The organism is Sphingomonas panaciterrae (assembly GCF_036890205.1).
GTDB lineage: Bacteria > Pseudomonadota > Alphaproteobacteria > Sphingomonadales > Sphingomonadaceae > Sphingomonas > Sphingomonas panaciterrae.
Window position 1 is genome coordinate 496,677 of record NZ_JAKNQR010000001.1, and the last position, 23,642, is coordinate 520,318.

Genomic DNA, 23,642 nt, shown 5'->3' on the forward strand with positions numbered 1-23,642 from the left:
CCGCTCAGGAACTGTGGTCGGCGATGATCCGCCACCCATCCTTGCGCCGCTCGAACAACAAGGTGGTGAGGCCGGTCTGCGCCGTGCCGCTCGCCGGGGTCAGCGTCCATCGCGCCACCAGCAGCATGTGGACGTTGCTGATCGTCCGCCACGCGGCGGGCTGAAACGACAGCCGCCCGCGCGCATTGCTGCCATCGGCAAAACTGCCCGCATAGCGTTTGGCGATTGCGGCCTTGCCCCGCACCATGTCCTTGCCGGAGGAATAGACGGCATCATCGGCATAGACCGACATGAACCGATCGAGCGAGCCGCTGTTCCACCCGGCCGCGCTCGCTGCCAGTTCCGCCTCGACCGCAGCTTGAGGCGCGGCGGCGGCAGCTGCGGCGACGACCGCCTGTGTCACGGCGATGGCAACGATGGTCATGCACTCTCCCCTTCGACCAGCAGCGCGAGGGTGGGTTCGTCCACCGGCCCGGCACGCAGGAACCCCTGATAGAGGTCACATCCCTCCGCGGCGAGCAGATCGCGTTCGGCCACGCTCTCGACGCCTTCGGCAATGGTGCACAGGCCAAGCCCGGCTGCTATGGCGATCACCCCGCTCACCACCACCCGCGCGCGCGGCCCGCCCATGATGTCCTGCGTGATGCTGCGGTCGATCTTCAGATAATCCAGCGGTAGCGCCTTCAGATAGGCAAGGCTGGAATAGCCGGTGCCAAAATCATCGATCGCCACGCGCAACCCTGCGTCGCGCAGTTGCTGCAAGCGCCGCGCGGCCAGCGGAAGGTCGGTCACCAGCCCGCTTTCGGTCACTTCCGCCGTTACGCGATCGGGCGCGATCCCCGCCCGCGCGATCATCGCCAGGAAATGCTCGGTGAAATCGGTGCGGGCGAGATCGGTTGCGGTGACGTTCACCGCCACCCGCAGCCCGGCCAATGCCCCGCCCCATGCCCCGGCGCGGCGAAGCGCCAGCGACTGGATATGTTCGGACAGGGGCAGACCAAGCCCCGCCCGCGCCGCCGCGGCAAACAAGGTGCTCGCCCCCAGCACGCCGTGGCGCGGGTGCTCCCACCGGGCGAGCGCCTCGACCCCGACGATCCGGTCGCTCGCCTGGTCGCCGGTCATATGCACCTGCGGCTGGAACAGGATGTCGATCTCGCCGCGATCCATCGCGCGGTGTAGGTCCGCCGCCAGGTCGATCCCGTTCCCCGCGAGCGGCGCGGCGGCGATGCGCACCGCCGCCCCCTCCCCGATCGACGCCAGCGCGAGCGCGTCGCGCGCGCGCCGCACCAGCGATTCGGCGCTTTCGCCCGGGATCCGATGCGCCAGCCCAATCCGCGCACCGACGCTCGCTTCCTCCTCGCCCAGCGAGAAACGCTGCCCCAGCGCAATCTCCATCGCTGCGATCCGTGCCGACGCGGCGTCATCCTCCTCGCGCAGCGCAACGATGAACCCGGCACCATTGTCGCGCTCCATCACCGCTGTCTTGGGCAGCGTCAGCGCCAGCCGGGCGCCGGCCTGATGCAGCAGGCTGTCCCCCGCCGCACGGCCATAAGCGACGTTCACCGCGTCGAAGCGGGAGATCGAAATTACCGCCACCGCCGCCGGCGTATCGGGCCGCAGCGCCTCCAGGAACCGCTCGACCCCGCCGTCGCTCGGCTCCCCGGCGCGGCGAAATTGCCCCGCGCCCCGCAAGCGACGGGCGTGACGCGCCGCAAACCGCAATGTCACCGTCAGTGCGGCGTCATCCGCACCCGAAAGGCAGACGTGCGTCGCGCCGGCATCATAAGCGGCGGCGGCCTCTTCCTCACGCGCCAGCAGCACGACCAGCGCGGCCCGCGCGCGCGCCGCCACCAGCCCCTCGGTCGCCACCGCCTCTGCGCCAGCCGCCGCATCGATCATCCGGACGTCGGCGGTGTCGCCGCCGGCCCGCCACCCCAGCGACCGGATGATCGGCGCCAACGGCGCGCAACCGCTACCCAGCGCCACTTCGGTCATATCGCTCGCTTTTGTGCTCACCATTGCGGCCGTATGGGGCGCCGCGCGTTGCAGCAACCATGCACCAGCCCTTGTTCCCCCGCCCAACAGTCCTTAGCTGTTCCGATATGGGAGAAATGCCGGCCGCCACCGCGTTGATCGACGGCTTTGGCCGATCGATCCGCTACCTGCGCATTTCGGTGACGGATCGCTGCGATCTCCGCTGCCGCTATTGCATGGCGGAGAAGATGACCTTCCTGCCGCGCAATCGGCTGCTGGCGCTCGAGGAAATCGCCGTCATCGCCGAACGCTTCATCGCCTTTGGCGTGCGCAAGATCCGCCTCTCCGGCGGGGAGCCGCTGGTGCGCCGCGACGTGGTGGAACTGGCGCATCGGCTCGGCGGCCATGTCGGCCGCGGCCTCGACGAACTCACCATGACGACCAACGCGACGCGGCTGGCCGAACATGCCGAGGCGCTGGTCGCCGCCGGCATGCGCCGCGTGAATGTCAGCCTCGACAGCCGCGATCCGGCGCTGTTCCGGCATATCACGCGCCACGGAGACGTCGCGCAGGTGCTCGACGGGATTGCTGCCGGTCACCGCGCCGGGCTCGCGATCAAGATCAACATGGTCGCGCTGAAGGGGCTGAACGAGGATGAGATCGCCCCTATGCTCGAATGGTGCATGGCGCAGGGCCATGATCTGACGCTCATCGAAACCATGCCGCTCGGCGCGATTGATGAGGACCGCACCGACCGGTTCCTGCCGCTGACGGCCGTGTTCGATCGCCTGTCTAGCCGCTTCGCGCTGACCCGCGACACCAATGGCACCGGCGGGCCCGCCCGCTACTGGCGTGTCGACGGCACGGCGACCCGGCTGGGGCTGATCTCCCCGCTAACCGCCAATTTCTGCGACGGGTGCAACCGCGTGCGGTTGACGACGGAGGGCCGACTCTATTCATGCCTGGGGCATGAGGATCAGGTGGATCTCAAACATGCCTTGCGCACCGGGGGCGTCGCCGCGCTCGACGATGCCATCCGGCTCGGAATCGCAGGCAAGCCCGCGCGGCACGATTTCCGTATCGAACGCGGGGCAGCGCCCGCCGTGGCGCGGCATATGAGCGTGACCGGCGGATGACGCTTTACCCCCGGCGGGCTTTGCTCGCCTCGCCGACCGCGTCAGCCCAGGCGGCGCGGGCCGCGCTCGCCGACGCGTGGGACTGGTGCCACATCGACGAAGCCGATCTGGTGATCGCGCTCGGCGGCGACGGCTTCATGCTGCAGGTACTCCACTCGCTGCTCGACGCGCGCCGCTCCAGCGTGCCGGTGTTCGGGATGAACCTCGGCACCGTCGGCTTCCTGATGAACGAATGGCGCCAGCACGATCTGGAGGAACGCCTCGCAAGCGCCCGCGCGGTGAAGGTGACGCCGCTCTTGATGACCGCGACCGGGGCGGACGGCCGCATCCACACCGTTCCCGCGATCAACGAAGTGTCGCTGCTGCGCGAAACCCGCCAGACGGCGAAGCTTGAGGTGTCCGTCAACGACCGCGTCGTGCTGGAGGAACTGGCCTGTGACGGCATCCTCGTCGCGACGCCGGCCGGCTCGACCGCCTACAACCTCTCCGCGCACGGTCCGATCCTGCCGCTCGGCTCCGCGCTGATCGCGCTCACCCCGATCAGCGCCTTTCGCCCGCGGCGCTGGCGCGGCGCGATCCTGCCTGACAAGACCCGAATCAAGTTGCGCGTGCTCGACCAGAACAAGCGCCCCGTCTCCGCCGTGGCCGACCAGCGCGAGATCCGCGAGGTTAGCGAGGTCGACATTGCGATCGATCGCGCACGCGAATTGACGCTGTTGTTCGACCCCGGCCACGCGCTGGATGACCGGATTACGATGGAACAGTTCATCGTCTGAGAAAAATCCGGCAATCGGGGGGTTGCAAGCCGCCAGAATCCGGCTAAAGACGCGCCTCCCGCAGCGTTCCCTGATAGCTCAGCGGTAGAGCTCTCGACTGTTAATCGAGCGGCCGTAGGTTCGAATCCTACTCAGGGAGCCAGCGGGGCCGATCGCCCCGCATCATGCGCCAGCGATCCTTCCCACCATCATGTTGCTGCAACGGTCGCCGCCTTGTCCGGGCACGAACGTCGCGATTGGCGGGCCGCGAGCGTCGCACGTTCGATCATGCACCCGGCACCCGCCGCCAGCCTTGCTCACCCTGCCGTGAAGCTGCGCTCACTTGGTCTTCAGATAATTGGCCACCGCCCGGAACGCCGGCATCGACACCGGATCATTATAGGCGTTGCTTGCCCACGGCATCGAGGCGAAGCGCGCGATCACCATTTGCGCTTCGAAGTCGACGTAGATCGCCTGCCCATGCACGCCGCGCGCGGCTACGACCTTGCCGTCCCAGGGATAGATCCACCACAATCCGGTGTAGCTGCCGCCTTTCAGCGCCGGATAGGCATCGCCGAACTTCCTCGGGTCTCCGCCCCGGCGCAGCGCCTGCACCGCAGCGGCCGGGAACAGGCGATTGCCGTTGATCACCCCCTCGTTCATGACCAGCAGCCCCAGCCGCGCGATATCGCGCAGCCCTGCGCTGAGGCCGCCGCCGGCAAAGGGCACGCCATTGCCGTCCACCGTCATATAGGCGCTCTGCTCTGCCCCCATGGGCCGCCACAGCCGCTCGGATGCCAGGTCCGCGACCGAGCGGTTGCTCGCCCGCGTGACGATCCACCCCACCATGTCTGCATTGGGCGTCTTGTAGTGGAACGCCTCGCCGTTGCGCCCCTCCGGCTTGATCTGCGCCAGATATTCCCAATAGCCGTTGGGGCCCTTGTAATCCGCCGGCTTGGGCAGCGGGCTGGCAGCCTCGGCATATTTCCACACGCCCGCGTTCGGATCGGTGTAATCCTCCGAATAATCGAGGCCCGTGGTCATGTTCATGACGTCGCGGACCGTGGCGGTACCGAACGCGCTGTTCTTCACTTCCGGCACATATTTGGTCACCGGTGCATTCGGATCGATCTTCCCTTCCGCGACCAGGATTTCGGCGAGCAGCCCGGTCAGCGACTTCGTCATCGACATCGCCGCATGGACGCCATCGGCGGTCAGGCACCCGTTATATTGCTCGTAGATCACCTGCCCCCGGTGCATGATCAGCATGCCATCGGTGTAATTGGCCCCCAGCGATTGCTCCCATGTCATCGGCGTGTTCGAGTTGAGCGGGGTGAAGGTCAGCGCGTTGATCTCGCTGGTGCGCCGCCGCACCATCGGCGCTTCGGCATAGGCCAGCGGCACCGGGTCGCCGATCCCGCGACTGATGCGCACCGTCGGCAGGAACTGGCGCAGGTGGCACACTGACCAGCGCAGCTTCGGGAAGCTGAAATAGTCGGACTGCGGCTGCCGGATGATCTTGTCCGGCGGCGGCGGGAACCCCTGCATCCATCCCATCACTCGCGGGTCGGACGCCTGCGCCGACAGGGGCGGCGGCTGCGTGCTGCTGCTGCTGGCCTTGGTTCCCTCCTGCGCGCCCGCGCTGGAGATCGCCACCGCGGCGAGCGATGCCGAGCATACCGCCGCAAGCGCGGCGGCCTTAGTAATTGACCACGACATTGACGAACGCTCCTGACCAGATGGGGGGGCTTTTGTCGGGAAAGGCCGCCTTGATCCCGGCGCCGGGGAAGGACGCGCTCACACCCGCGGTGAGGAACACGTTCTGTGAAAAGACGTGGTTGTACTCGAGGAAGATATCGTCCGAGAGGTGCGGCTTGGTCACCCCGGCGATCAGGTTGAACCCGCTGGGCGTCGACACCAGCCGGGTTGCCTGGCCAAACTGGATCGGGCTCGCGAGCTTGTCCACGTTGATATAGGCATAGCGCAGCGTCAGCGCGTCCTTCTTGGACGGCTGCACCGCCAGCGCCAGTTCCAGCGCCCTCAGGTTGGAATTGATGAACACCATCGACGATTTGGAGCCAGTGGCCCAGGCACCCGGCGATCCCTCGTAATAGAGCGGGTCGAACCGCTCCAGCTTGGGCGTGGTGGGATCGTCGCCGGAGAATATCTTGAACGTATAGCTGAGCGTCGGCGTCCACGGCAGGTCGGCGAAATTATGGCCGATCTGCGCCCGCGCGGCCCAGGCGGACATGTTGATCCGGTTGTTCCATTCATAGGCCAGGTCGCCAGTGACGAACCAGTTGCGCACCGCCCCGCTGTGCCCGGTGGCGTTGAAATACAGGTTGCTCGCATTCAGCTGGTCGCGCCCGTCGGGGATGATCGTCGGCTCCCCGAGCCCGCCCGCAGCAGCGCGGATGTAGGGGGAGCTGGATCGCAGGACGTTGACGTAGGTGAAGCCGACGAAGTCGCCCTCGGGCGTATCATAGCGCACGTCACTGCCCGCCAGCTGGTTGTTGCCATCGTTGGAGGGCAGCTCATTGGGTTCGATGAAATAGCCGGTGATCGTCTGCCGGCCGTTCTTGACCCGCGCGATCGCCGCCTGCTTCCACGCCTTGCGCGGCCCGAATTTCAGCGCGCCGCGATCGAACCCACTGGTGCCGCCATTGGCGATCAGCATGCCGCTGCCCAGCTGCAATTCCCGCGGCCCCAGCGACACGTCAAAGGTGGTCGGCTGGTTCGTCGTGCGAAAGCCGAGATATGCCTCTTCCAGCGTCACGGCGCCTTTGTTGCGCGCATCGAACGCGTCCGTGCCCCAGGTGCGCGACGCGACGCCGGACAGCTTGCCGTAAAAGACGTTGCCGTCGGCGAAGGTCTTGTCGAACCCGATGCCCGGTTTGACGTACCCCTCCAGCCACGTCTGGTCGGAATTGAACTTCGCGTCCGGCGCGTAGACCGACGCGAAGTCCCAGAACAGGTTCGTCTCGCTGACCAGGTTCAGCCCGCCCTGGAAATACCAGCGCAGCTTCCACCCGTCCTTGTCGTAGAGCGACGTGACATCATGCGCGGGCGCGTCCCTGCTGGGCAGCTGGTCGGATTGCAGCGCCGAGGGGCCGCCTTCCGGAAGGCTCGACTGCCCCGCGCGCCGGATTTCATCTTCGGCCTGCGCGTCGGCGGGGCGCTCGGCGCGGACAGCGCAATCGGGACGGCCGCGGCAATCTTCCACCAGCTCGACGATGACGATCTGCGGCGCGCCCACGTCGGCGATCATCGCGCGCCCGTCCCCTCCGCCCGCGGGCGGTCCGTCGGCAGCGAAGCGGAAATATGATCGAGAGCAGCCGGCGCCGGAAGCGATGAACTGATCCGATACGGTGAATACCCGGCCCACATGACGGAAAAGGATATGCCTATGCCCGATGCCGGACATTGGATGTTCTACGTAAATCGGCGTGCTCGCCGCCGTGCCCACAAACAAGAAAAGCGGGCGGACCCGGTCAGGTCCACCCGCTTCCCTGCCCGATCAATGACCGGATAGCTGCTGGTCAGGCGGCGTCGAAACGACGGCCGACTTCTTCCCAGTTCACCACGTCCCACCACGCCTTCAGATAGCCGGGGCGATCGTTCTTGTAGGTGAGGTAATAAGCGTGTTCCCACACGTCATTGCCCAGGATCGGCGTGCCCTTGTCCTTGGCATCGTCCATCAGCGGATTGTCCTGGTTCGGCGTCGACACGACCTTCAGCGCGCCGGACGAATCCTTGATGACCCACGCCCAGCCCGAGCCGAACTGCGCCGCGCCCTTGCCGTTGAAGTCTTCCTTCAGCTTGTCGAGGCCGCCATAGGCATCGATCGCATCCTTCAGCGCGCCGGTCGGCTGGCCGCTCTTGGACGGGCTGGTCATGATCTTCCAGAAGAAGTCGTGGTTCCAATAGCCACCGCCATTGTTGCGCACGAGCGGCGGCAACGACGAGATCATGCCGAGGATTTCCTCGATCGACTTGCCTTCCAGCTTCGGATCGGCGGCGACGCCCTCGTTCAGCTTGGCGGTATAGGCTGCGTGATGCTTGTCGTGGTGGTAGGTCATCGTCTCCTTGGAGATGACCGGCTCCAGCGCGTCATAGTCGTACGGCAGCGGCGGCAGTTCGAATGCCATGAAATTCCTCCTTCTGGGGTTCGCGCTATCGAACGCGACGCCACCCAAATGGCTCCCGCATGCTCGTTACGCAACCGCTCCGATTAAACGATCGCGCATCGCCGCTTGCAGTGGGCCTCAGCCGCCCGCCCCGATCAGGTCGTGGCGGCGCAACGCATGGCGCAGCTGGTCATAGGTCAGCCCCAGCGAATCAGCCGTCGCGCGCTGGTTGAACCGGTTCTCGGCCAACGCGCGCGACAGCAATTCGCGCTCGAACAAGGCGACGCGGCTCTTGAAGTCCGATGGGCCGACGTCGCACGCCGCCACCTCGTCCCCCTCGGTCATCGCGCCGGGCTGCTGCGACGGCTGCGACGCCATGGGCGGTGTCGGCATGGCGAGCATCGACGGTGCCGGCCGGGCGCCGCCATCGCCGCTTCCGGCGCCGGGCCGATAGGGCGACTGGAACGGATCGAACTCGATCGTCTCGATCGGCCCCTCGTGCATCCAGCGATAGACGGCGCGCTCCACCACGTTGCGCAATTCGCGCACATTGCCGGGCCAGCGATACTCGCGCAGCGCCTCCTGCGCCGCCGGGGCGAAGCCGGGCCACCGCTCCCACCCCATTTCCGCCGCCATGCGCCGTCCGAAATGGTCCGCCAGCACGATGATGTCGCTCTTGCGCGCACGCAGCGGCGGCAGCGTCACCACCTCGAAGGACAGACGGTCGAGCAGGTCGGCGCGAAACTCGTTGCGCTCCACCTTGTCGGGCAGATGTTCGTTGGTCGCCGCGACGATGCGCACGTCGACGCGGATCGGGCGCGACGCGCCGATGCGGGTCACTTCGCCATATTCCACCGCCCGCAGCAGCCGCTCCTGCGCCCCCATCGACAAGGTGCCGAGTTCGTCGAGAAACAAGGTACCGCCATCGGCCTCCTCGAACCGCCCGACTCGCGCCTTGGTCGCGCCGGTGAACGCGCCCGCCTCATGGCCGAACAATTCCGCCTCGATCAGCGTCTCGGGCAGCGCGGCGCAGTTCATGATGACCAGCGGCTGGTCCCACCGCCCGCTCAGGCGATGGAGCCGCTCGGCGACCAGCTCCTTGCCGGTGCCGCGCTCGCCGATGACCAGAACCGGCCGGTCAAGCGCCGCTGCACGGCTGGCGCGCTCCAGCGCGTCGAGGAACGCGCCCGACTGACCGATCACTTGAGTCGCCCGTTCGACCATGTCGCTCCACCCTGCCCCGCCCAAGCCTTGGCGCATTTTCCCAATGCTTGGCAATATGTGTTTGAGCGCAGCAAATCACGCGGGCGGCGGCATCCGGCTGGTGCCCACCAGATCTATATCGCTGTTTTTGCGCGTATTTTGGTCGTTGCGGGAAAAAGTTGAAGCTCGGCGAAACTGCGCCAAGTGAAATTGGCACGTCCCCTGCAAAGCACTTCGGCATACCCGCAACGTCGGGTCTGACAGATCAGGTAGGGAGATACACCATGACCAACTTCGCTTCGCTCGGCCGCACTCTCGCCGCCATCGCCTGCACCATCGTCTTCAGCACCACCATGGTGGTCGGCGCGGTCGGGCCGGCACAGGCGGGCTCGGCCGCTACCCCCCTCGTTCGCGTGATCGCGTGAACGGCGCCGCCGGGGCGGGTCTTTCCCTCGCTTCGCCCCGGCGGCAAGCCTATAAAAGGGCATCACCAGGAGTTTCGTTGATGGGCATCTTTTCCCGTACCCGCGACATCGTCGCCGCCAATATGGCGGAACTGCTCGAGAAGGCAGAAGACCCGGCCAAGATGATCCGCATGATCATCCTGGAGATGGAGGAGACGCTGGTCGAGGTGCGTGCGTCGGCGGCACGGACGATCGCCGATATCAAGGAGATGCGCCGCCACATGGCCAAGCTTTCCGATATCGAGTCGAACTGGACCGAAAAGGCGGAGCTTGCGCTGTCGAAGGATCGCGAGGACCTTGCCAAGGCGGCGCTGATGGAGCGCCAGAAGGCGTCCGACATGATCGAGCAGCTTCGCGCCGAGGTTGCCGTCCTCGACGACACGCTCCGTTCCTCCGAGGAAGACATCGCCAAGCTGCAGAACAAGCTGCGCGAGGCGCGGACCCGGCAGAACAACATCGCCACCCGGCTGGAAAGCGCCAACAACCGCTCCCGCCTGCGCGAAATGTGGAACGGCCCGCGCACGCACGATGCCTTCAGCCGGTTCGAGATGCTCGAACGCAAGGTCGATGAGGCGGAGGGCCGCGCCGACGCGATGGGCCTGGGCGCGCTGCCCAAGAGCCTCGACGAGGAAATCGCCGAACTCAAGGCCTCGGACAAGATCGACGCCGAACTCGCCGCGCTCAAGGCGCGCCTGAAGAAGGACAATTGAAGATGGAAGAGGTGCTCGTACCGGTTTTCGTCGTGGGCATGCTCTTCATCGGGCTGCCCTGGCTGATCATGCACTATGTCACCAAGTGGAAGCAGTCGCCCGGCGGCATGACCACCGAGGATGAGGCGCTGCTCGACGAACTCCACTCGCTGGCGAAGCGGCTCGAGGATCGGGTGAATACGGTGGAGCGCATCGTCGCTGCCGACAATCCCGATTTCCGCCCCGGCATCGCCGACTACCGCTCTGAACCCGACTACCGGCTCGAAGACCGGAACCTGCGGAGGAACTGATGGCCGACAACAGCCGCACCAAATTCTACCTCAACCGGCAGGAACGCAAGTGGAAGGGCGTGTGCGCCGGGATCGCCGACTATACCGGAATCGAGGTTCTGTGGGTCCGCATCGGGCTGATCCTGCTCACCCTCGCCGGGGGCTTCCCCTGGACGCTGATCGCCTATCTGCTGATCGGCTGGATGGCGAGCGACCGGCCTGCGAACCTCTACGGATCGCCGGAGGATGCGAAATTCTGGCAGGGCGTGCGCTCGAACCCGAAGCGCACCACGGCGGAGGTCCGCTCCAAATTCCGCGAGCTGGACCGTCGCCTCGCCGACATCGAGACGCACTACACCAGCCGCAATACCCAGCTCGCCGAAGAGATCGAGCGCCTGCGCTGATTGCCGCGCCAATATGAAAGGGAGAGGCCATGACCGCCGCCGAAAAGATCCAGCTCTTCTCCGCCCTTGCCCCCGTGATCGCCACGGTCGGTGTCGCCGCCATGCTCGGCTGGGTCGCGACGACCTGGATGCGCATCCGCAACGGCTATCCGCTCGACGGCCAATGGGGTCAGGCGCTCTATCCCAAGCGCGACGATGAAACGATCGAGCGGGTGAAGCTGCTGACGCAGGAAAACGGCCAGCTTCGCGCCGAACTCGGCTCGATGAAGGATCGCCTGCAGAACGTCGAACGGATCGTCACCGACAGCGGCCACCTGCTCAGCCAGGAGATCGAGCAGCTGCGCGACCGCGCCAACTGAGGATCGGGACCATGGAAAAGTACAGCTTTGTTCTACTGTTCTTCATGATCGTGGTGGGGCTGCCGGTGATCCTCGGCGTGGGCGGGGACTCCTTCCGCCGCTGGCTTCGGCACAAGGAGAAAATGGCCGAGGCGCTCAATGCCCAGACCGCGGAGAAGGCGGCGCAATATGCCGCCCATACCGAACGGCTGGAACAGCGGGTGCGCGTGCTGGAACGGATCGTCACCGACCGCGGCGTGGTCCTGGCCGACGAGATCGAGCAGCTGCGCGAGACGCCGCCGCGCATCGAACGGCCCAACTGAACAAGAAAATATCCCCTCTTCAAGGAGTTGATCGATGCCATGGTCTGTCGCCTTCATGGTCATCGCGATCGTGTTGATCACGGCCGTTACCCGGATGCAGCGCGAGAAGTACCGCGGGCTGCGAGACGCCGATGATCATGCGTTACCCGCCGACGCGATCGCCAGCCGCGAGGAAATCCGCCAGCTCAAGGAGCGGATCGCGGTCCTGGAACGCGTCATCACCGACAATCACGGCAGCGCCGATCTGAGCCGTCAGATCGAAGAGCTGCGCGACCGCTGAGTTCGAGGAGGAGCAACGTCATGCCTGACCCCGGCTTCTATATGATCATGGCAACCGCTGCGCTCGCCGGCCTCGCCATGCTGGTTTCGGCCGGCCTCGCCGGCTGGCGCGGCTGGCTTCGGCTGAAGGAGCAGCAATTGCGCCAGGAGGCCGATGCCCGCGCGCCCCATGCGGCGACCAGCGCTCGCATCGAGATCGCCGACCTGCGCGAACGCATCCGCAAGCTGGAGGCGATCGCCGCCGGGGTGGACCTTTGATCCACCCCCTCTGCCCGGCGCGGGCCTGACCCGCCCGGTTGCCGCTGTTCCGGCAAGCCGCTAGTCCCCGCGCGATGTCAGACGCCGCGCCCGAACTTGCCGATCTTCGCGATGAATATGAATTCCTCGATGCCGACGATCGCTATCGCCTGCTGATCGATCTCGGCCGCGCGCTCGAGCCGATGCCCGATGCGCTGAAGACCGATGCGACGCTGGTGCGCGGCTGCTCCGCCGCGGTGTGGGTCTATCCCACCCGCAACGACGACGGCACGCTGCACTTCCTCGCCGACAGCAACGCCGCGATCACCAAGGGGATCATCGCGCTGGTGCTGAAGACCGTGCAGGACGCGACACCGCAGGCGATCGCCGCCACCGATATCGAGGGCGCGCTGGCCCCGTTCGATCTGCGCAACCAGCTCAGCTCCAACCGGACGCAGGGCATTCCCAACATGATCGCGCTGATCCGCGAAACCGCCGCGCGCTACCTCTAGGATCATCGACGGTTCGCCGCCCTCCGCGCGTCGCGAAGGGCGGCGCGCCGGTTCAGGCCGCCTCGGCCTTGTAGGCCGGATAATCGATATAGCCCTCGGGGCCCTTCGAATACCACGTCTTGGGGTTGTCCTGCGCCAGCGGCAGGCCCTCACGCAGCCGGTCAACCAGATCAGGGTTACCGATGAACGCGCGGCCGAAGGCGATCGCATCGGCCAGCCCCGAATCCAGATCGGCCTGCGCCTTCTCCAGCGTGTAATCCTGGTTCAGCACCAGCGGGCGAGTGAACACCTTGCGGATTTGCGGGCTCAGCTTGGGCACGCTCGACGCGCCAAAGGTGCCGTCAGGCGATTGCTCGCGCAGCTCAAGGAACGCGATGCCCAGCTCGTCGAGCACCTTGGCCGCCGGGATGAAGACCGCTTCGGGGTTGCTGTCGTCGGCACCCTGCGTCTCGCCATTGGGCGACAGCCGGATCGACGTCCGCTCCGCGCCCGCGGCCGCGATCACCGCCTGCACCGCTTCCTTCATGAACCGGATGCGGTTTTCCGGCGAGCCGCCGTAATCATCATCGCGAAGGTTGGTGTTGTCGCGCAGGAACTGGTCGATCAGATAGCCATTGGCGCCGTGCAGCTGAACGCCGTCGAACCCGGCCTTCAGCGCGTTGCGCGCGGCCTGGGCATATTGCTCGATCGCTTCCTTGATCTCGTCCAGCGTGGCGGCACGCGCTTCGCCATAAGGGTTCTTTTCCGGGATCGGATAGGGCGCACGGGTGGCGGACGCCGACAGCGGCTGCAGCTTGTTCACGTCGGGACGCGCCAGCCGGCCCTGGTGCCACAATTGCGCGACGATCTTGCCGCCCTCCTTGTGCACCGCCTCGGTGATCGGCTTCCACGCCTCGACCTGCGCGTCGTTCCAGATGCCCGGCGCATTGGGCCAGCCCAGGCCCTGCGGGCTGATTCCGGTCGCTTCGGAGATGATCACCCCGGCGCCGGCGCGCTGGCGATAATATTCGATCATCATCTCGGTCGGCACGTGGTTGGCGTCGGCGCGGGTGCGCGTCAGCGGCGCCATCAGCACGCGATTGGCGGCGCGGATCGCCCCAAGTTCGATCGGGTCAAACAAGCTCGGCATTCAATCTCCCTTCCGTTTCATTTTGCCACGGGACTCCCCCGATCTAGGGGGTTAGGGGGCAGCATGCACGAGGGTCCGACCACAAGAAAAGCTGTATCGCGCGAAAGCGGCAACGCGGTCGCATTTGCCGCACTGATGGTGGGCAACGTGGCGCTCGCCTTCGGTCCGTGGTTCGTCCGGCTGACTGATGTCGGCCCGGTGGCCGCGGCCTTCTGGCGAATCAGCCTGGCGACTCCGGTGCTCCTCGTGCTGGCGGCGGCCACTGGCGGCCGGCTGCTCTCCAGCGTCCGTGGGCTCGGCTGGATATTGATCGGCTCGGGCGTGTTGTTCGCCGGCGATCTCGCGGCCTGGCACCTCGGAATCCATCATACGAAGCTTGCGAACGCGACCCTGTTCGGCAACGCGGCGACCTTTGTGTTTCCGCTCTACGGCTTCCTCGTCGCCCGTGCCTGGCCCACGCGGACGCAGGGGCTGGCGCTGGCCCTCGCCGCGATCGGCGCCGCCTTGCTGATGGGCCGCTCCTATCAGCTTGCGCCGCAGAACTTCATTGGTGACCTCCTCTGCCTGCTCGCCGGCCTTCTCTACGCCGGCTATTTCATCCTCATGTCGCGCGCGCGGCAGACCATGGCCCCCCTCCCCGCGCTGGGCTTCTCCTCGGCGGCAGCGATCCTGCCGCTACTCGTGTCGGCGTTGGTGCTGGGCGAAAAGATCATGCCGGCGAACTGGACCCCGCTGATCTCGCTCGCGTTGCTCAGCCAGGTGCTTGGTCAGGGCTTGATGATCTATGCGCTCGGCCGGCTCAGCCCGCTGGTCATCGGCCTCGCACTGCTCACCCAGCCGATCGTCGCGGCCCTGGTCGGCTGGCTTTATTATGGCGAGACGCTGGGCGTCGCCGATTTCGTCGGTGCCGCACTCGTGGCGATCGCGCTGGTGCTGGTGCGCATCGCGCCGCCCCGACCCCTGCCCTTGCCTCCCGTGTCCGGCGCCTGAGCGCATGCGTCGCACAAGAGAATGGTACCCCGCGGCCAATTGCGGCGTATAAGCATTGCATGACTGATCCCGCAGACCTCACCCTCGACGAGATCCGCCTGCGTCTCGCGCCTGCCATCGCGGAAAATGCGGCCTTTGACGGCTGGTCGGACACCGCGCGTGATTATGCCGCGGATGGCGAGAACATCGATCGCGATGTCGCCGCGCTCGCCTTTGAGGGCGGCCCGGTGGCGATGATCGACGCATGGTTCGAAACGATCGATCTGGACATGCTCGCCGCTTTGCCGCCGGAAACGCTCGCCGCGATGAAGATCCGCCAGCGCATCACCGCGCTGGTCGAGGCGCGCCTTGCCGCCACCGCTCCCCATCGGGAGGCGCTGCGCCGCGCGCTCGCGATCCTCGCCATGCCGCAGAACCTCGCCACCGCCACCCGCCTCGGCTGGCGCAGCGTCGACGCCATGTGGCGCGCCGCCGGCGACAAGGCGACCGACTATAATCATTATACCAAGCGCGGGATGCTGCTGGCGGTCTACGGCGCCACCATCACCGTCTTCCTCGATGACGACAGCGAGGATTATGCCGAGACACGCGCCTTCCTCGGCCGCCGGATCGACGGCATCATGCGCTTCGAAAAGGCGAAGGCCGGCATCGTCCGCCGCGCCCGCCACCGGCCCAGCCTCAGCCGCTTCGTCGGCCGCCTGCGCTACCCGGTGGTCTGACTCGCCAGCCCGGCCCTGCGCCTGTTCGCGGGCGCATCCGGGTTCGACCGCAGCCGCTATCGGAATTGATAATCGTTCGCATCTCCGATACAGCGGCGCCGTGCTTGCTTCCTCTCCCCTCCCGCTCGAATCGCTCCCTGTTCGCCGTCCGGCAACGGTAACCGCCATTGCCTGGGACCGGCTTGCCACGCCCGAGGCGCGCCGCCTGCGCGAATTCGGCTTTGAGGAGGGCGTCCATGTCGAGGTGATGCACCGCGCGACATTGTTCCGCGGCCCCGTCGCCTGCCGCATCGGCCGCATGACCGTGGCCCTGCGGCGCAACGTCGCCGCCGCCATCACGGTGACGGCCGACTGACATGAGCAATCTTCCGCTGATCGCGCTCGTCGGCAATCCCAATGCCGGCAAATCCGCCCTGTTCAACGCGCTGACCGGCGCCCGGCAGAAAGTCGGCAACTACCCCGGCGTCACCGTGGAGCGGCACTCCGGCCGCTTGGCACTCGACGACGGCCGCCCGATCGAGCTCGTCGACCTTCCCGGCACTTACAGCCTCGATCCTTCCTCGCCTGACGAACAGGTCACCCGCGACGTATTGTTCGGCAAGCAGGCAGGTGAGCGGCGCCCCGACGCACTGATCGTCGTCGTCGATGCCGCCAATCTCGATCTTCACCTGCGCTTTGCGTTGCAGCTGATCGCGCTCGGCCTGCCGGTGGTGATCGCGCTCAACATGGTCGACCTGGCCGAGCGTGATGGCCTCACCCTTTCGGCAGAGACGCTGGCGACGGAGTTGGGCGTACCCGTCATCCCGACGGTGGCAGTGCGCAAGCGTGGTCTCGACACGCTGCGCGCCGCGCTCACCCAGAGGGTGGACGGCGGCGCTTCCGCCGACCGCCCCGCGGCGCCGCGCGATCTCAACGCCGATCAACCGATCGCCACCTTCCAGCGCCGCGCACGCGAACTCTCCCGCCTTGCGACGGTCAGCGAGACGCCCACCCGCCGCTGGAACCATGCGCTCGATTCGATCGCGCTCCACCCGGTGTTCGGCCCGATCCTGCTGCTCGCGCTCATGTTCGTCATGTTCCAAGCGGTGTTCAGCTGGTCGGAAGCGCCGATCGGCTGGATCGAGGATGGCATGGCCTGGCTCGACGGGGTTGTCCGCGCCGGCGTGCCGGAAGGGTTGTTCCAGTCGCTGCTCACCGACGGCCTCATCGCCGGCGTCGGCGCGGTCGTCGTCTTCCTGCCGCAGATCCTGATCCTGTTCGCCTTCATCCTCGTGCTGGAGGCATCGGGCTACATGGTCCGCGCAGCCTTCCTGATGGATCGGCTGATGGCCGGCGTCGGCCTGTCGGGGCGCGCGTTCATCCCCCTGCTCTCCAGCTTCGCGTGTGCCGTCCCCGGCATCATGGCGACCCGAACGATCAGCGATGAAAAGGACCGACTGACCACCATCCTCATCGCGCCCCTGATGACCTGTTCGGCGCGCCTGCCGGTGTACACGATCATCATCGGCGCCTTCATCCCCAACTCTCAGGTGCTGCCTGGCGTCGGCCTGCAGGGGCTGGTGCTCCTCGGCCTCTATATCGCGGGCATCCTCGGCGCCTTCGTCGCCGCGCTGGTGCTTCGCCGCACGGTAACGAGCGGCGAGTCCTCCGGCTTCATGATGGAGATGCCGAAATATCAGGTGCCGCGCCTCAGCGACATCGCGATCGGCCTGTGGAGCCGCGCGATGCTCTTCCTGAAGCGCGCCGGCACGATCATCGCCGCCACCACCGTTATCCTGTGGCTGCTGCTCAGCTTCCCCAAGGCGCCCGACGGGCAGAGCCAGGTCGATTACTCGGTCGCCGGCCGCATCGCCTCGGGAATCGAGGTGGTGGTCAAGCCGATCGGCTTCAATCACGAAATCGCGCTGGCGCTCATCCCCGCGATGGCCGCGCGCGAAGTGGCGGTGGCCGCGATCGGCACCGTCTATGCCGTCGATGATCCGGAGGATGCGGAGGGCGCACGCACGATCGTCGAGAACCTCCAGCGCCGCTGGTCGCTGCCGACCGCGCTCGCCTTCCTGATGTGGTTCGTCTTCGCGCCGCAATGCGTGTCCACCATCGCGATCACCCGTCGAGAGACAAATGGGTGGAAGTGGCCGCTGTTCATGGTTGGCTATCTGTTCGCCGCCGCTTACATCATGGCCGGAATCACATACTGGCTCGCGGTCGCCGCGGGTCTCTGAGGAACTTCATGGCAGGCAGCGTCAACAAGGTCATTCTCGTCGGCAACCTCGGTCGCGATCCCGAATCGCGCTCGTTCCAGAACGGCGGCAAGGTGGTGAACCTGCGCATCGCGACCAGCGAAAGCTGGAAGGATCGCAACACCGGTGAGCGCAAGGAAAAGACCGAATGGCATTCGGTGGCGATCTTCAACGAAGGTCTCGCCAACGTCGCCGAACGCTTCCTGCGCAAGGGGTCGAAGGTGTACATCGAGGGCCAGTTGCAGACCCGCAAGTGGCAGGACCAGCAGGGCCAGGACCGCTACTCGACCGAAATCGTGCTGCAGGGCTTCAACAGCGTGCTGACCATGCTCGACGGTCCCGGCGGCAATGCCGGCGGCGGCGGCGGTGGCTCGCGTGATGACTTCGGCGGCGGCGATGATTTCGGTGGTGGCGGCTTCGGCGGCGGTCGCGGCGGCAGCGGCGGTGGTGGCCGCGGCGGCGCCAGCAGCGGCGGCGGCTTCGGCCAGTCCCGCGGCGGCTTCGCCGACGACCTGGACGACGACGTTCCTTTCTGACTTGGAGGATAGCGCGTGTCTGTAATTGTCGCGTCAGCGCACAAGCAAAATCGCGCAGTTCTTCGATTATGGCCTGTCACTAATTTGGTAGCCGGGCCAAGCATTTTTCGGGGTGACAGTTCTGTAACTGTCCCCCCGTTTTCCGTATTGGTCAGAATCGTTGATAGACGGGATCCTGCTCCTCTCGAAGAGGTCGCCGTCGCACCAGAACGCTAAGCTGAAGATAACCTATTTTTGGCGTCTGCTTCCGCAACGCTGATTTTGTGGACCCTAGGCCTGATCGCGCCAGCCGAGGCATGGATCACGATCCCGCCGGCAAAATCCACGACGCCCAGCTGCGACAGGAACCCGCCGCCCCAGATCCAGTGCGCCACCGGCAGATAGACGAAGATCGTCCACAGCGCGACGAACCACATGAACGGCGCGAACCGCATCCGGCCGACGAAGGCACCCGTCATCAGCGCCGGCGTGATGATGGCGAACATCATCTGGTAACCGAACACCAGGATGAACGGCACGTTCGAGGCATAGGCAGGGTCGGCCCCGACACCCACGCCATGCATCCCGAAATAGGTCCGGATATCGGCGATGAAGCCGCCAATCGACGGACCAAAGGCAAGGCTGAACCCGCCGAACACCCAGATGATGCCGACCACGCCGATGCAGACGAAGTTCTGGATCATCACCGACAGGACGTTCCGTTCCCGGACCAGTCCCCCCGTAGAACAGCGAAAGTGCGGGCGTCATCATGAGGACAAGCGCCGCACAGACTAGCAGAAGGGCGGTATCGCCCGGTTCAATTCCTCTCATCAGCGCTTCCTCTCGATCTTTTACATATTCGACCCTGAGGCCCGACGATGGTAGAGTAACGGATTTTATGAACTGCGGGTCTTTCTTGCTCTTTGCAGTCTAAGATTTTTACCTATCCCGAGCAGATGTGTATCTTCTGTATCTAATCCGCCATCCTAATCAGATTAGGCGCCGCAAAAGATCAATGCCGATGACAATTAGCAGCACCGCGTAGGTAAGCTGCAAGGTTCGCTCGTTCATCTTGTGGCTGACACTCACGCCGATCGGCGCGGCAACCATGACTGTCGGAACCATCACCAGGAATATGATAACGTCGACATAGCCGAGTGAGTAAGACGGAAGCTCCTTGGCATTCCAACCGCTGATGATAGCTCCGATTGAGGCCGCCGTGCCGGTGATCAGACCGGTCGCGGCAGAAATCGCGAGCGCGCGTTCCAGACGCATATTGAAGGCCGAGAGGATCGGTGTCGTTAGCGTGCCGCCGCTGGTGCCGGTCATCGCAGCGACGAAGCCGACGATCGAAGAGAGGCCGACCATCTTTGCGCCCTCTGGCGGCCGCTGGCCGAAAAAAAAGCGCCCGTGATTGAACGCGATGTAGAGACCTACTAGGACGATATAGATCGAAAACAGGGCCTGCAAAATCTCGGTCGACCCGAATGGCAGCAGGATCGATCCGATCACAACGCCGACGAGAAGGCCGACGGCCCAGGTCTTAAAAAATCCGACATCTAAATCGCCGAGCTTGTAGTGCTTGCGGCTCGAACTGATGGCGCTCGGTATGACGAGTGCCATTGAGGTCGCGGTTGCTACATGCATCATCACCGGATGGGCCACGCCGAGCCAGGGGAACAGGTAGATGAAGATCGGCATGCGGATGGTGCCCCCGCCGATACCGAACAAGCCCGCGAAGAAGCCCGATATCAAACCAACCAGTATGAATATCACGATGCGTAGGAGAACGTCATCCATCCGGTGGTCTCCTCTGCTCTTGCTTTCGAGGGCTGGTGCGGGTGATGCCTGCCGGCCCATGCCGGAACGGGTGCCTTCGCAGAGAGGGGGTAAACCGGCGCGCAGCCATCACCCGCAATCGTTGAGCGCCAGATCGGTCGACAACCGCAACCAGCCTCGCCCGCTCTCTGCGCTCGGCTATTTTACGCCCAGGCGTATACCGCCAACCTCAGCAAGGCGCTCCAGCTCCGAACCGAATTATAGTCGAAGCAACGGCAGAGGCCGCATTCGTCATCGATCTACTCGTCTCTGAAGCATGCGATGTGAAATGACCGGGCCGCAGGCTTGCCGCTCACGTCAAATGTATGCACCTGCATCTGACTTGGATCTTGCGTCAGTCCAACGGTTATGAAGCCCGGCTGGACTTCCTCTTCCGTCGCGCTGCCGATCGTGCCCGCGAAGTTAGTCTTGGCCTCGCCCTGCAGCGGGATCTTCCAGCTTATCAGATATTCGTTGTCGCCCTTCTTTTCGCATTTGTCGATCATGTACCCGCGGGCGATGGTGCCATCAGACTTGATCACACAGGCCAACCGGTTCTCGAACTTTGCCATGATGCTTCTCCTGCGTTACTCGCGTTTGTCGGGAAGGTAGAGTATCGCGACGCCGCCAGTGTCCGGCACCGGGCCAGCGCGCGGCGACCGTTCCGGCGATGAAGCGTGTGCTCCGTGCCGGAACGATGACGCGGCGACTTAACCAGCGCGCAGTTGGCGCGCGCCGCCGGCGATCAGAGGACGCCGGGGAACAGCACGCCCTCGATCTGCCCGGCGAACATCGCCAGCCCCATGCCGGCAACGACACCGCCCGCCAGCCGCACGCTCATCTGGCGCGACGGATGGCTGGTCATCACCCAGCGGGTGACGAGACCGGCGAACACCGCGATCGCCAGCTGGATCAGGGTGAAGCCGCTGAGATAGGCCACCAGCGGCATTTCCTGCGCGCCCAGGATCGACCCTCCATAGGCCCAGCCATGGAACAGCCCAGCGCCTGTGAACAGCGTACCGAGCATGATCACGGGAAGCTGCCGGTTGGTGGCGATGATCGCGCCGAGCAGCAGCACGGTCGCGGCGATGACCAGTTCGGCAACCGGCAGGTTGACGCCCGCGATATGTACCAGGCAGCCCGCCAGGGCACCGACGACGAACGAGATGGTCAGCGGCAACAGCCGCCCCGCCAGCGCCGCGGCAATGCCGACCGCCACGACAAAGGCGAAATGGTCGACCCCGATGATCGGGTGCCCGATGCCGGAAAGCAGCCCGTCGCCGAACGTCGTCGGCGTCTGGCCGCCCGTCGGGTGGTGGGCGAATGCCGGCGACGTGCCCGCCAGGAAAAGAGGCACCGCACAGGCGGCACGTATGGCGGAAGAGCGAAGATTGGCCATGATATGTCTACCTCCTTGGAACTTAGACGGCTTCGAGCCGGTCGCGGACGGTGCGGATCTGGCGAGCGAGTTCCTCCTCGGTCACCAGCCCGCGGCTGAGCATGATGTGCGCGAGCGTCAGGAGCTGGCGCTCCGGGTTCGGGATCTCGCTGTACACCTCCTCCAGTTCGTCCTCGGCGTGCCGGCGCTCGAGCGAGTCCAGCGCGCCGACCGCCGACAGGGCGTCGCAGGTCGCATCGAGGCACACCTTCCATGGCGGCTCCGGATTGGTCACTGACCAGCGCGCCGCCAGCCGCTCCCACGTCTGGTCCTCGTCCTGCAGTGCCTCGAGCAGCTCGACGCGATTGAGGTCGACATATTGCCCCCGGGGGTAGCCGTGACCGGCGGCCTCGGCGGCGCTCATCGTGTCGCCTCCTTGGGCCGGCCGCCGCTATGCACGGGCCGGCTGGCCTTGTGGATCGGCCGCGGACCGTCGGTCGTCCGGCCGGGCTTCGGCTGGGCGATGCCGATCATGCAATCGCGCGTGACGATCTCCGCGAGCTGATCCTCCGACCAGCCCTCGGTGCCCTCGGGCCGCACGGGAAGGACCATGAAGCGGCTCTTGGCATTGGAATCCTCGACCCGCACCTCGACCTCGGCCGGGATGACCAGGCCGAATTCCGCCAGCACCTGACGCGGCCAGCGCACGATCCGGCGACGGTAGTTGGGCGCGCGATACCAATAGGGCGAATGGCCCAGCAGCGGCCGCGGATAGCAGGAGCACAAGGTGCAGACGATCACGTGGTGCAGCGTCGGCGTGTTTTCGAGCACGGTCAGGTGCATGTAGTCGCTGGTGGTGCCAAAGCCGCTCGGCTCGGCCCAGTCGACGCCCACCTCCTTGCTGGCATTCAGCGGGTCGGAAAAAACCCGCGCCTTGTACTCGGGGTCCAGCCAGGCCTTGGCGACCATGCGTGATCCCGCGGCCGGCGACCGCGCGTCGTTCCATTCCGAGAACACGCGATGATCTTCGGCGGTGAACAGGCCCTTCTCGATCGCCAGTTCACGAACCGCCAACTCGAGCACTTCGAAGTCGGAAATCTCGTCGACCATCGGCGCTGCGCCCGGATGGTCGTCGTCGTGATCGTGCGAATGGTCGTGGCCATGATTATCTGTCGTCGCCATGCTTAGCTCCTATGGCTGGGGCGATTGCGTCAGTTACTTGACGGGTTCGAGCCACATGTCCGGATATTCACTCTGCAGCGTGTCGTTCGGGAACGGATATTCCGCCCAGAGTTCGGTCTGCGGGAAGCGGACAATATAATATTGCTGCTGCGGCTGATCGTAGCGCTCCCAGGCCTCATCGGCAGGAACCAGGTCGGGATAGGTCAGCGCAGCAATCGTACCCGTCATGTTGCGGGCATATAATTGCGTGCGGGTGTAGAAGATCGCCGGAAGATCCTTCACCCGCACCTTGTCGCCCACCTTGAAACGGCCCGGCAGCGTCTCACCCGTCGGCTCCCAGGGGGGCTTGGGCCCGTAATCGGGGCGTTGCCCGCTGCTGGCCTGGCTGGGATCGCCATTATGGGTGGCGATGTCGACATGAGCAGACGCGCCGATGTTCGACTTGGCGTGTCCGTCGCGGGTGGCGTTGACGCCCAGCCGCTCGCGGATCTCGGCAATCTTTTCCTGCAGTTCGAGCAGCCCGATGTATTTCTTGTCGACCAGCATCTTTGCTGCGCCCCAGATCCAGCGCGCATTGTACGGAAAGCCGTAATAGAGCGTCATGCCAATATCATTGGCATAAATGCGACGCCGCTCTTCGGCATTCCACATGCCGCGAAAGCCCAGTACTTCGCAGGTGATGTAGACGTTGTTCTCCCAATCCTCGTCCTCTTTTTCTTCAAAGATCTGAGGAGCGGCTGCCTGACCGCCAACATCATGCGTCGGCCAGATATAGGATTCATACTGGATATGCGGGACTTCGTATGGCCAATCCCTTTCCTGATGGATCGCCGGCATCAATCGGGAGCCGGTCTCGTAGATCTGGCGGGTTTCCTTGGGTGACGGCATCGCGCTATCTCCGTTGTTCCGGCCGAACGGGCAGCTTTGGATCAGTCGTGAT

Annotated in this window: 29 protein-coding genes, 1 tRNA gene and 1 pseudogene; 17 read left to right on the top strand and 14 right to left on the bottom strand. The window is 65.3% G+C overall.

The window, feature by feature from the left end; all coding sequences use genetic code 11:
* Positions 1 to 4 precede the first annotated feature (4 nt).
* Complete coding sequence (locus L8F96_RS02400; RefSeq protein ID WP_136451810.1) at positions 5 to 424, bottom strand: YybH family protein; 420 nt, start codon at positions 422 to 424, stop codon at positions 5 to 7.
* Entirely contained in the window at positions 421 to 1,995 is a 1,575-nt protein-coding gene (locus L8F96_RS02405; RefSeq protein WP_145118546.1) for an EAL domain-containing protein, read from the bottom strand. The genes L8F96_RS02400 and L8F96_RS02405 overlap by 4 nt, the downstream gene beginning before the upstream one ends.
* Positions 1,996 to 2,111: 116 nt before the next feature.
* Here L8F96_RS02405 and moaA point away from each other — a divergent pair, with 116 nt between their 5' ends.
* From moaA to L8F96_RS02420, 3 genes are all read left to right on the top strand, one after another.
* The gene (gene moaA / locus L8F96_RS02410; protein ID WP_417158925.1) at positions 2,112 to 3,110 is read left to right on the top strand and encodes a GTP 3',8-cyclase MoaA; all 999 of its coding nucleotides are present in this window, start codon (positions 2,112 to 2,114) and stop codon (positions 3,108 to 3,110) included.
* Positions 3,107 to 3,886, top strand: a complete 780-nt coding sequence (locus L8F96_RS02415) for an NAD kinase (RefSeq protein ID WP_046408834.1) — start codon at positions 3,107 to 3,109, stop codon at positions 3,884 to 3,886. Before moaA ends, L8F96_RS02415 begins: the two co-directional genes overlap by 4 nt.
* A gap of 67 nt (positions 3,887 to 3,953) precedes the next feature.
* Positions 3,954 to 4,028, top strand: a tRNA-Asn gene (locus L8F96_RS02420).
* 176 nt (positions 4,029 to 4,204) lie between these two features.
* Here the strand turns inward: L8F96_RS02420 and L8F96_RS02425 are convergent.
* From L8F96_RS02425 to pspF, 4 genes are all read right to left on the bottom strand, one after another.
* Positions 4,205 to 5,584, bottom strand: coding sequence for a serine hydrolase domain-containing protein (locus L8F96_RS02425; RefSeq protein ID WP_136451807.1), 1,380 nt, complete (start codon positions 5,582 to 5,584; stop codon positions 4,205 to 4,207).
* Positions 5,565 to 7,133 carry an alginate export family protein gene (locus L8F96_RS02430; protein ID WP_334654902.1) on the bottom strand — a complete coding sequence of 523 codons (1,569 nt, stop codon included), beginning with the start codon at positions 7,131 to 7,133 and terminating at the stop codon, positions 5,565 to 5,567. Before L8F96_RS02430 ends, L8F96_RS02425 begins: the two co-directional genes overlap by 20 nt.
* A 271-nt stretch (positions 7,134 to 7,404) precedes the next feature.
* Positions 7,405 to 8,013, bottom strand: a complete 609-nt coding sequence (locus L8F96_RS02435) for a superoxide dismutase (protein ID WP_046408833.1) — start codon at positions 8,011 to 8,013, stop codon at positions 7,405 to 7,407.
* Positions 8,014 to 8,130: 117 nt separating this feature from the next.
* Positions 8,131 to 9,252 carry a phage shock protein operon transcriptional activator gene (gene pspF, locus L8F96_RS02440; protein WP_231621903.1) on the bottom strand — a complete coding sequence of 374 codons (1,122 nt, stop codon included), beginning with the start codon at positions 9,250 to 9,252 and terminating at the stop codon, positions 8,131 to 8,133.
* Between the two features lie 227 nt (positions 9,253 to 9,479).
* On the opposite strand from pspF, the gene L8F96_RS02445 reads away from it, so the two are divergent.
* From L8F96_RS02445 to L8F96_RS02485, 9 genes are all read left to right on the top strand, one after another.
* The gene (locus tag L8F96_RS02445; protein ID WP_164518968.1) at positions 9,480 to 9,620 is read left to right on the top strand and encodes a hypothetical protein; all 141 of its coding nucleotides are present in this window, start codon (positions 9,480 to 9,482) and stop codon (positions 9,618 to 9,620) included.
* Between the two features lie 80 nt (positions 9,621 to 9,700).
* On the top strand, positions 9,701 to 10,369 hold the full coding sequence (gene pspA / locus L8F96_RS02450; protein WP_296220873.1) for a phage shock protein PspA: 669 nt from the start codon (positions 9,701 to 9,703) through the stop codon (positions 10,367 to 10,369).
* A gap of 2 nt (positions 10,370 to 10,371) precedes the next feature.
* Positions 10,372 to 10,659, top strand: coding sequence for an envelope stress response membrane protein PspB (pspB, locus tag L8F96_RS02455; protein WP_046408829.1), 288 nt, complete (start codon positions 10,372 to 10,374; stop codon positions 10,657 to 10,659).
* Complete coding sequence (gene pspC, locus L8F96_RS02460; RefSeq protein WP_046408828.1) at positions 10,659 to 11,042, top strand: envelope stress response membrane protein PspC; 384 nt, start codon at positions 10,659 to 10,661, stop codon at positions 11,040 to 11,042. The genes pspB and pspC overlap by 1 nt, the downstream gene beginning before the upstream one ends.
* A gap of 29 nt (positions 11,043 to 11,071) precedes the next feature.
* On the top strand, positions 11,072 to 11,401 hold the full coding sequence (locus L8F96_RS02465) for a hypothetical protein (RefSeq protein ID WP_046408827.1): 330 nt from the start codon (positions 11,072 to 11,074) through the stop codon (positions 11,399 to 11,401).
* A gap of 11 nt (positions 11,402 to 11,412) precedes the next feature.
* The gene (locus L8F96_RS02470; RefSeq protein ID WP_046408825.1) at positions 11,413 to 11,703 is read left to right on the top strand and encodes a hypothetical protein; all 291 of its coding nucleotides are present in this window, start codon (positions 11,413 to 11,415) and stop codon (positions 11,701 to 11,703) included.
* Between the two features lie 55 nt (positions 11,704 to 11,758).
* Positions 11,759 to 11,983 carry a hypothetical protein gene (locus tag L8F96_RS02475; RefSeq protein ID WP_046408824.1) on the top strand — a complete coding sequence of 75 codons (225 nt, stop codon included), beginning with the start codon at positions 11,759 to 11,761 and terminating at the stop codon, positions 11,981 to 11,983.
* A 20-nt stretch (positions 11,984 to 12,003) separates the two neighbouring features.
* The gene (locus tag L8F96_RS02480; RefSeq protein ID WP_046408823.1) at positions 12,004 to 12,240 is read left to right on the top strand and encodes a hypothetical protein; all 237 of its coding nucleotides are present in this window, start codon (positions 12,004 to 12,006) and stop codon (positions 12,238 to 12,240) included.
* A 74-nt stretch (positions 12,241 to 12,314) separates the two neighbouring features.
* Positions 12,315 to 12,731, top strand: a complete 417-nt coding sequence (locus tag L8F96_RS02485; RefSeq protein WP_046408822.1) for a SufE family protein — start codon at positions 12,315 to 12,317, stop codon at positions 12,729 to 12,731.
* A gap of 52 nt (positions 12,732 to 12,783) precedes the next feature.
* On the opposite strand, the gene L8F96_RS02490 is transcribed toward L8F96_RS02485, so the two are convergent.
* A complete protein-coding gene (locus tag L8F96_RS02490) occupies positions 12,784 to 13,860 on the bottom strand; it encodes an alkene reductase (RefSeq protein WP_046408821.1) in 1,077 nt (358 codons plus the stop codon).
* Between the two features lie 63 nt (positions 13,861 to 13,923).
* Between L8F96_RS02490 and L8F96_RS02495 the strand changes: the two genes are divergently transcribed.
* The 5 genes from L8F96_RS02495 to ssb all read left to right on the top strand — a co-directional run bounded on the left by L8F96_RS02495 (position 13,924) and on the right by ssb (position 18,345).
* Positions 13,924 to 14,850: a DMT family transporter gene (locus L8F96_RS02495; RefSeq protein WP_046408820.1), complete on the top strand. Its 927-nt coding sequence runs from the start codon at positions 13,924 to 13,926 to the stop codon at positions 14,848 to 14,850.
* 59 nt (positions 14,851 to 14,909) lie between these two features.
* Entirely contained in the window at positions 14,910 to 15,569 is a 660-nt protein-coding gene (locus L8F96_RS02500) for a COQ9 family protein (RefSeq protein ID WP_046408819.1), read from the top strand.
* A gap of 100 nt (positions 15,570 to 15,669) precedes the next feature.
* Positions 15,670 to 15,924: a FeoA family protein gene (locus tag L8F96_RS02505; protein ID WP_046408818.1), complete on the top strand. Its 255-nt coding sequence runs from the start codon at positions 15,670 to 15,672 to the stop codon at positions 15,922 to 15,924.
* Between the two features lies 1 nt (position 15,925).
* Positions 15,926 to 17,791 carry a ferrous iron transporter B gene (feoB, locus tag L8F96_RS02510; protein ID WP_334654913.1) on the top strand — a complete coding sequence of 622 codons (1,866 nt, stop codon included), beginning with the start codon at positions 15,926 to 15,928 and terminating at the stop codon, positions 17,789 to 17,791.
* An 8-nt stretch (positions 17,792 to 17,799) separates the two neighbouring features.
* Positions 17,800 to 18,345 (top strand): single-stranded DNA-binding protein, encoded by a 546-nt coding sequence (gene ssb, locus L8F96_RS02515; RefSeq protein WP_334654914.1) that lies wholly within the window; start codon positions 17,800 to 17,802, stop codon positions 18,343 to 18,345.
* 212 nt (positions 18,346 to 18,557) lie between these two features.
* Here ssb and L8F96_RS02520 read toward each other — a convergent pair.
* The 7 genes and pseudogenes from L8F96_RS02520 to L8F96_RS02550 all read right to left on the bottom strand — a co-directional run.
* Positions 18,558 to 19,070, bottom strand: a pseudogene (locus L8F96_RS02520) (ammonium transporter); the annotation flags it as partial.
* Between the two features lie 244 nt (positions 19,071 to 19,314).
* Positions 19,315 to 20,124: a sulfite exporter TauE/SafE family protein gene (locus L8F96_RS02525; protein ID WP_334654915.1), complete on the bottom strand. Its 810-nt coding sequence runs from the start codon at positions 20,122 to 20,124 to the stop codon at positions 19,315 to 19,317.
* 278 nt (positions 20,125 to 20,402) lie between these two features.
* Positions 20,403 to 20,714, bottom strand: a complete 312-nt coding sequence (locus L8F96_RS02530) for a hypothetical protein (RefSeq protein ID WP_136451799.1) — start codon at positions 20,712 to 20,714, stop codon at positions 20,403 to 20,405.
* A gap of 173 nt (positions 20,715 to 20,887) precedes the next feature.
* On the bottom strand, positions 20,888 to 21,541 hold the full coding sequence (locus tag L8F96_RS02535) for a HupE/UreJ family protein (RefSeq protein WP_046408930.1): 654 nt from the start codon (positions 21,539 to 21,541) through the stop codon (positions 20,888 to 20,890).
* 22 nt (positions 21,542 to 21,563) lie between these two features.
* Complete coding sequence (locus tag L8F96_RS02540; RefSeq protein WP_082102911.1) at positions 21,564 to 21,944, bottom strand: hypothetical protein; 381 nt, start codon at positions 21,942 to 21,944, stop codon at positions 21,564 to 21,566.
* The gene (scnC, locus tag L8F96_RS02545; RefSeq protein ID WP_082102909.1) at positions 21,941 to 22,702 is read right to left on the bottom strand and encodes a thiocyanate hydrolase subunit gamma; all 762 of its coding nucleotides are present in this window, start codon (positions 22,700 to 22,702) and stop codon (positions 21,941 to 21,943) included. Before scnC ends, L8F96_RS02540 begins: the two co-directional genes overlap by 4 nt.
* Before the next feature lie 33 nt (positions 22,703 to 22,735).
* On the bottom strand, positions 22,736 to 23,590 hold the full coding sequence (locus tag L8F96_RS02550) for an SH3-like domain-containing protein (RefSeq protein WP_334654919.1): 855 nt from the start codon (positions 23,588 to 23,590) through the stop codon (positions 22,736 to 22,738).
* Positions 23,591 to 23,642 lie beyond the last annotated feature (52 nt).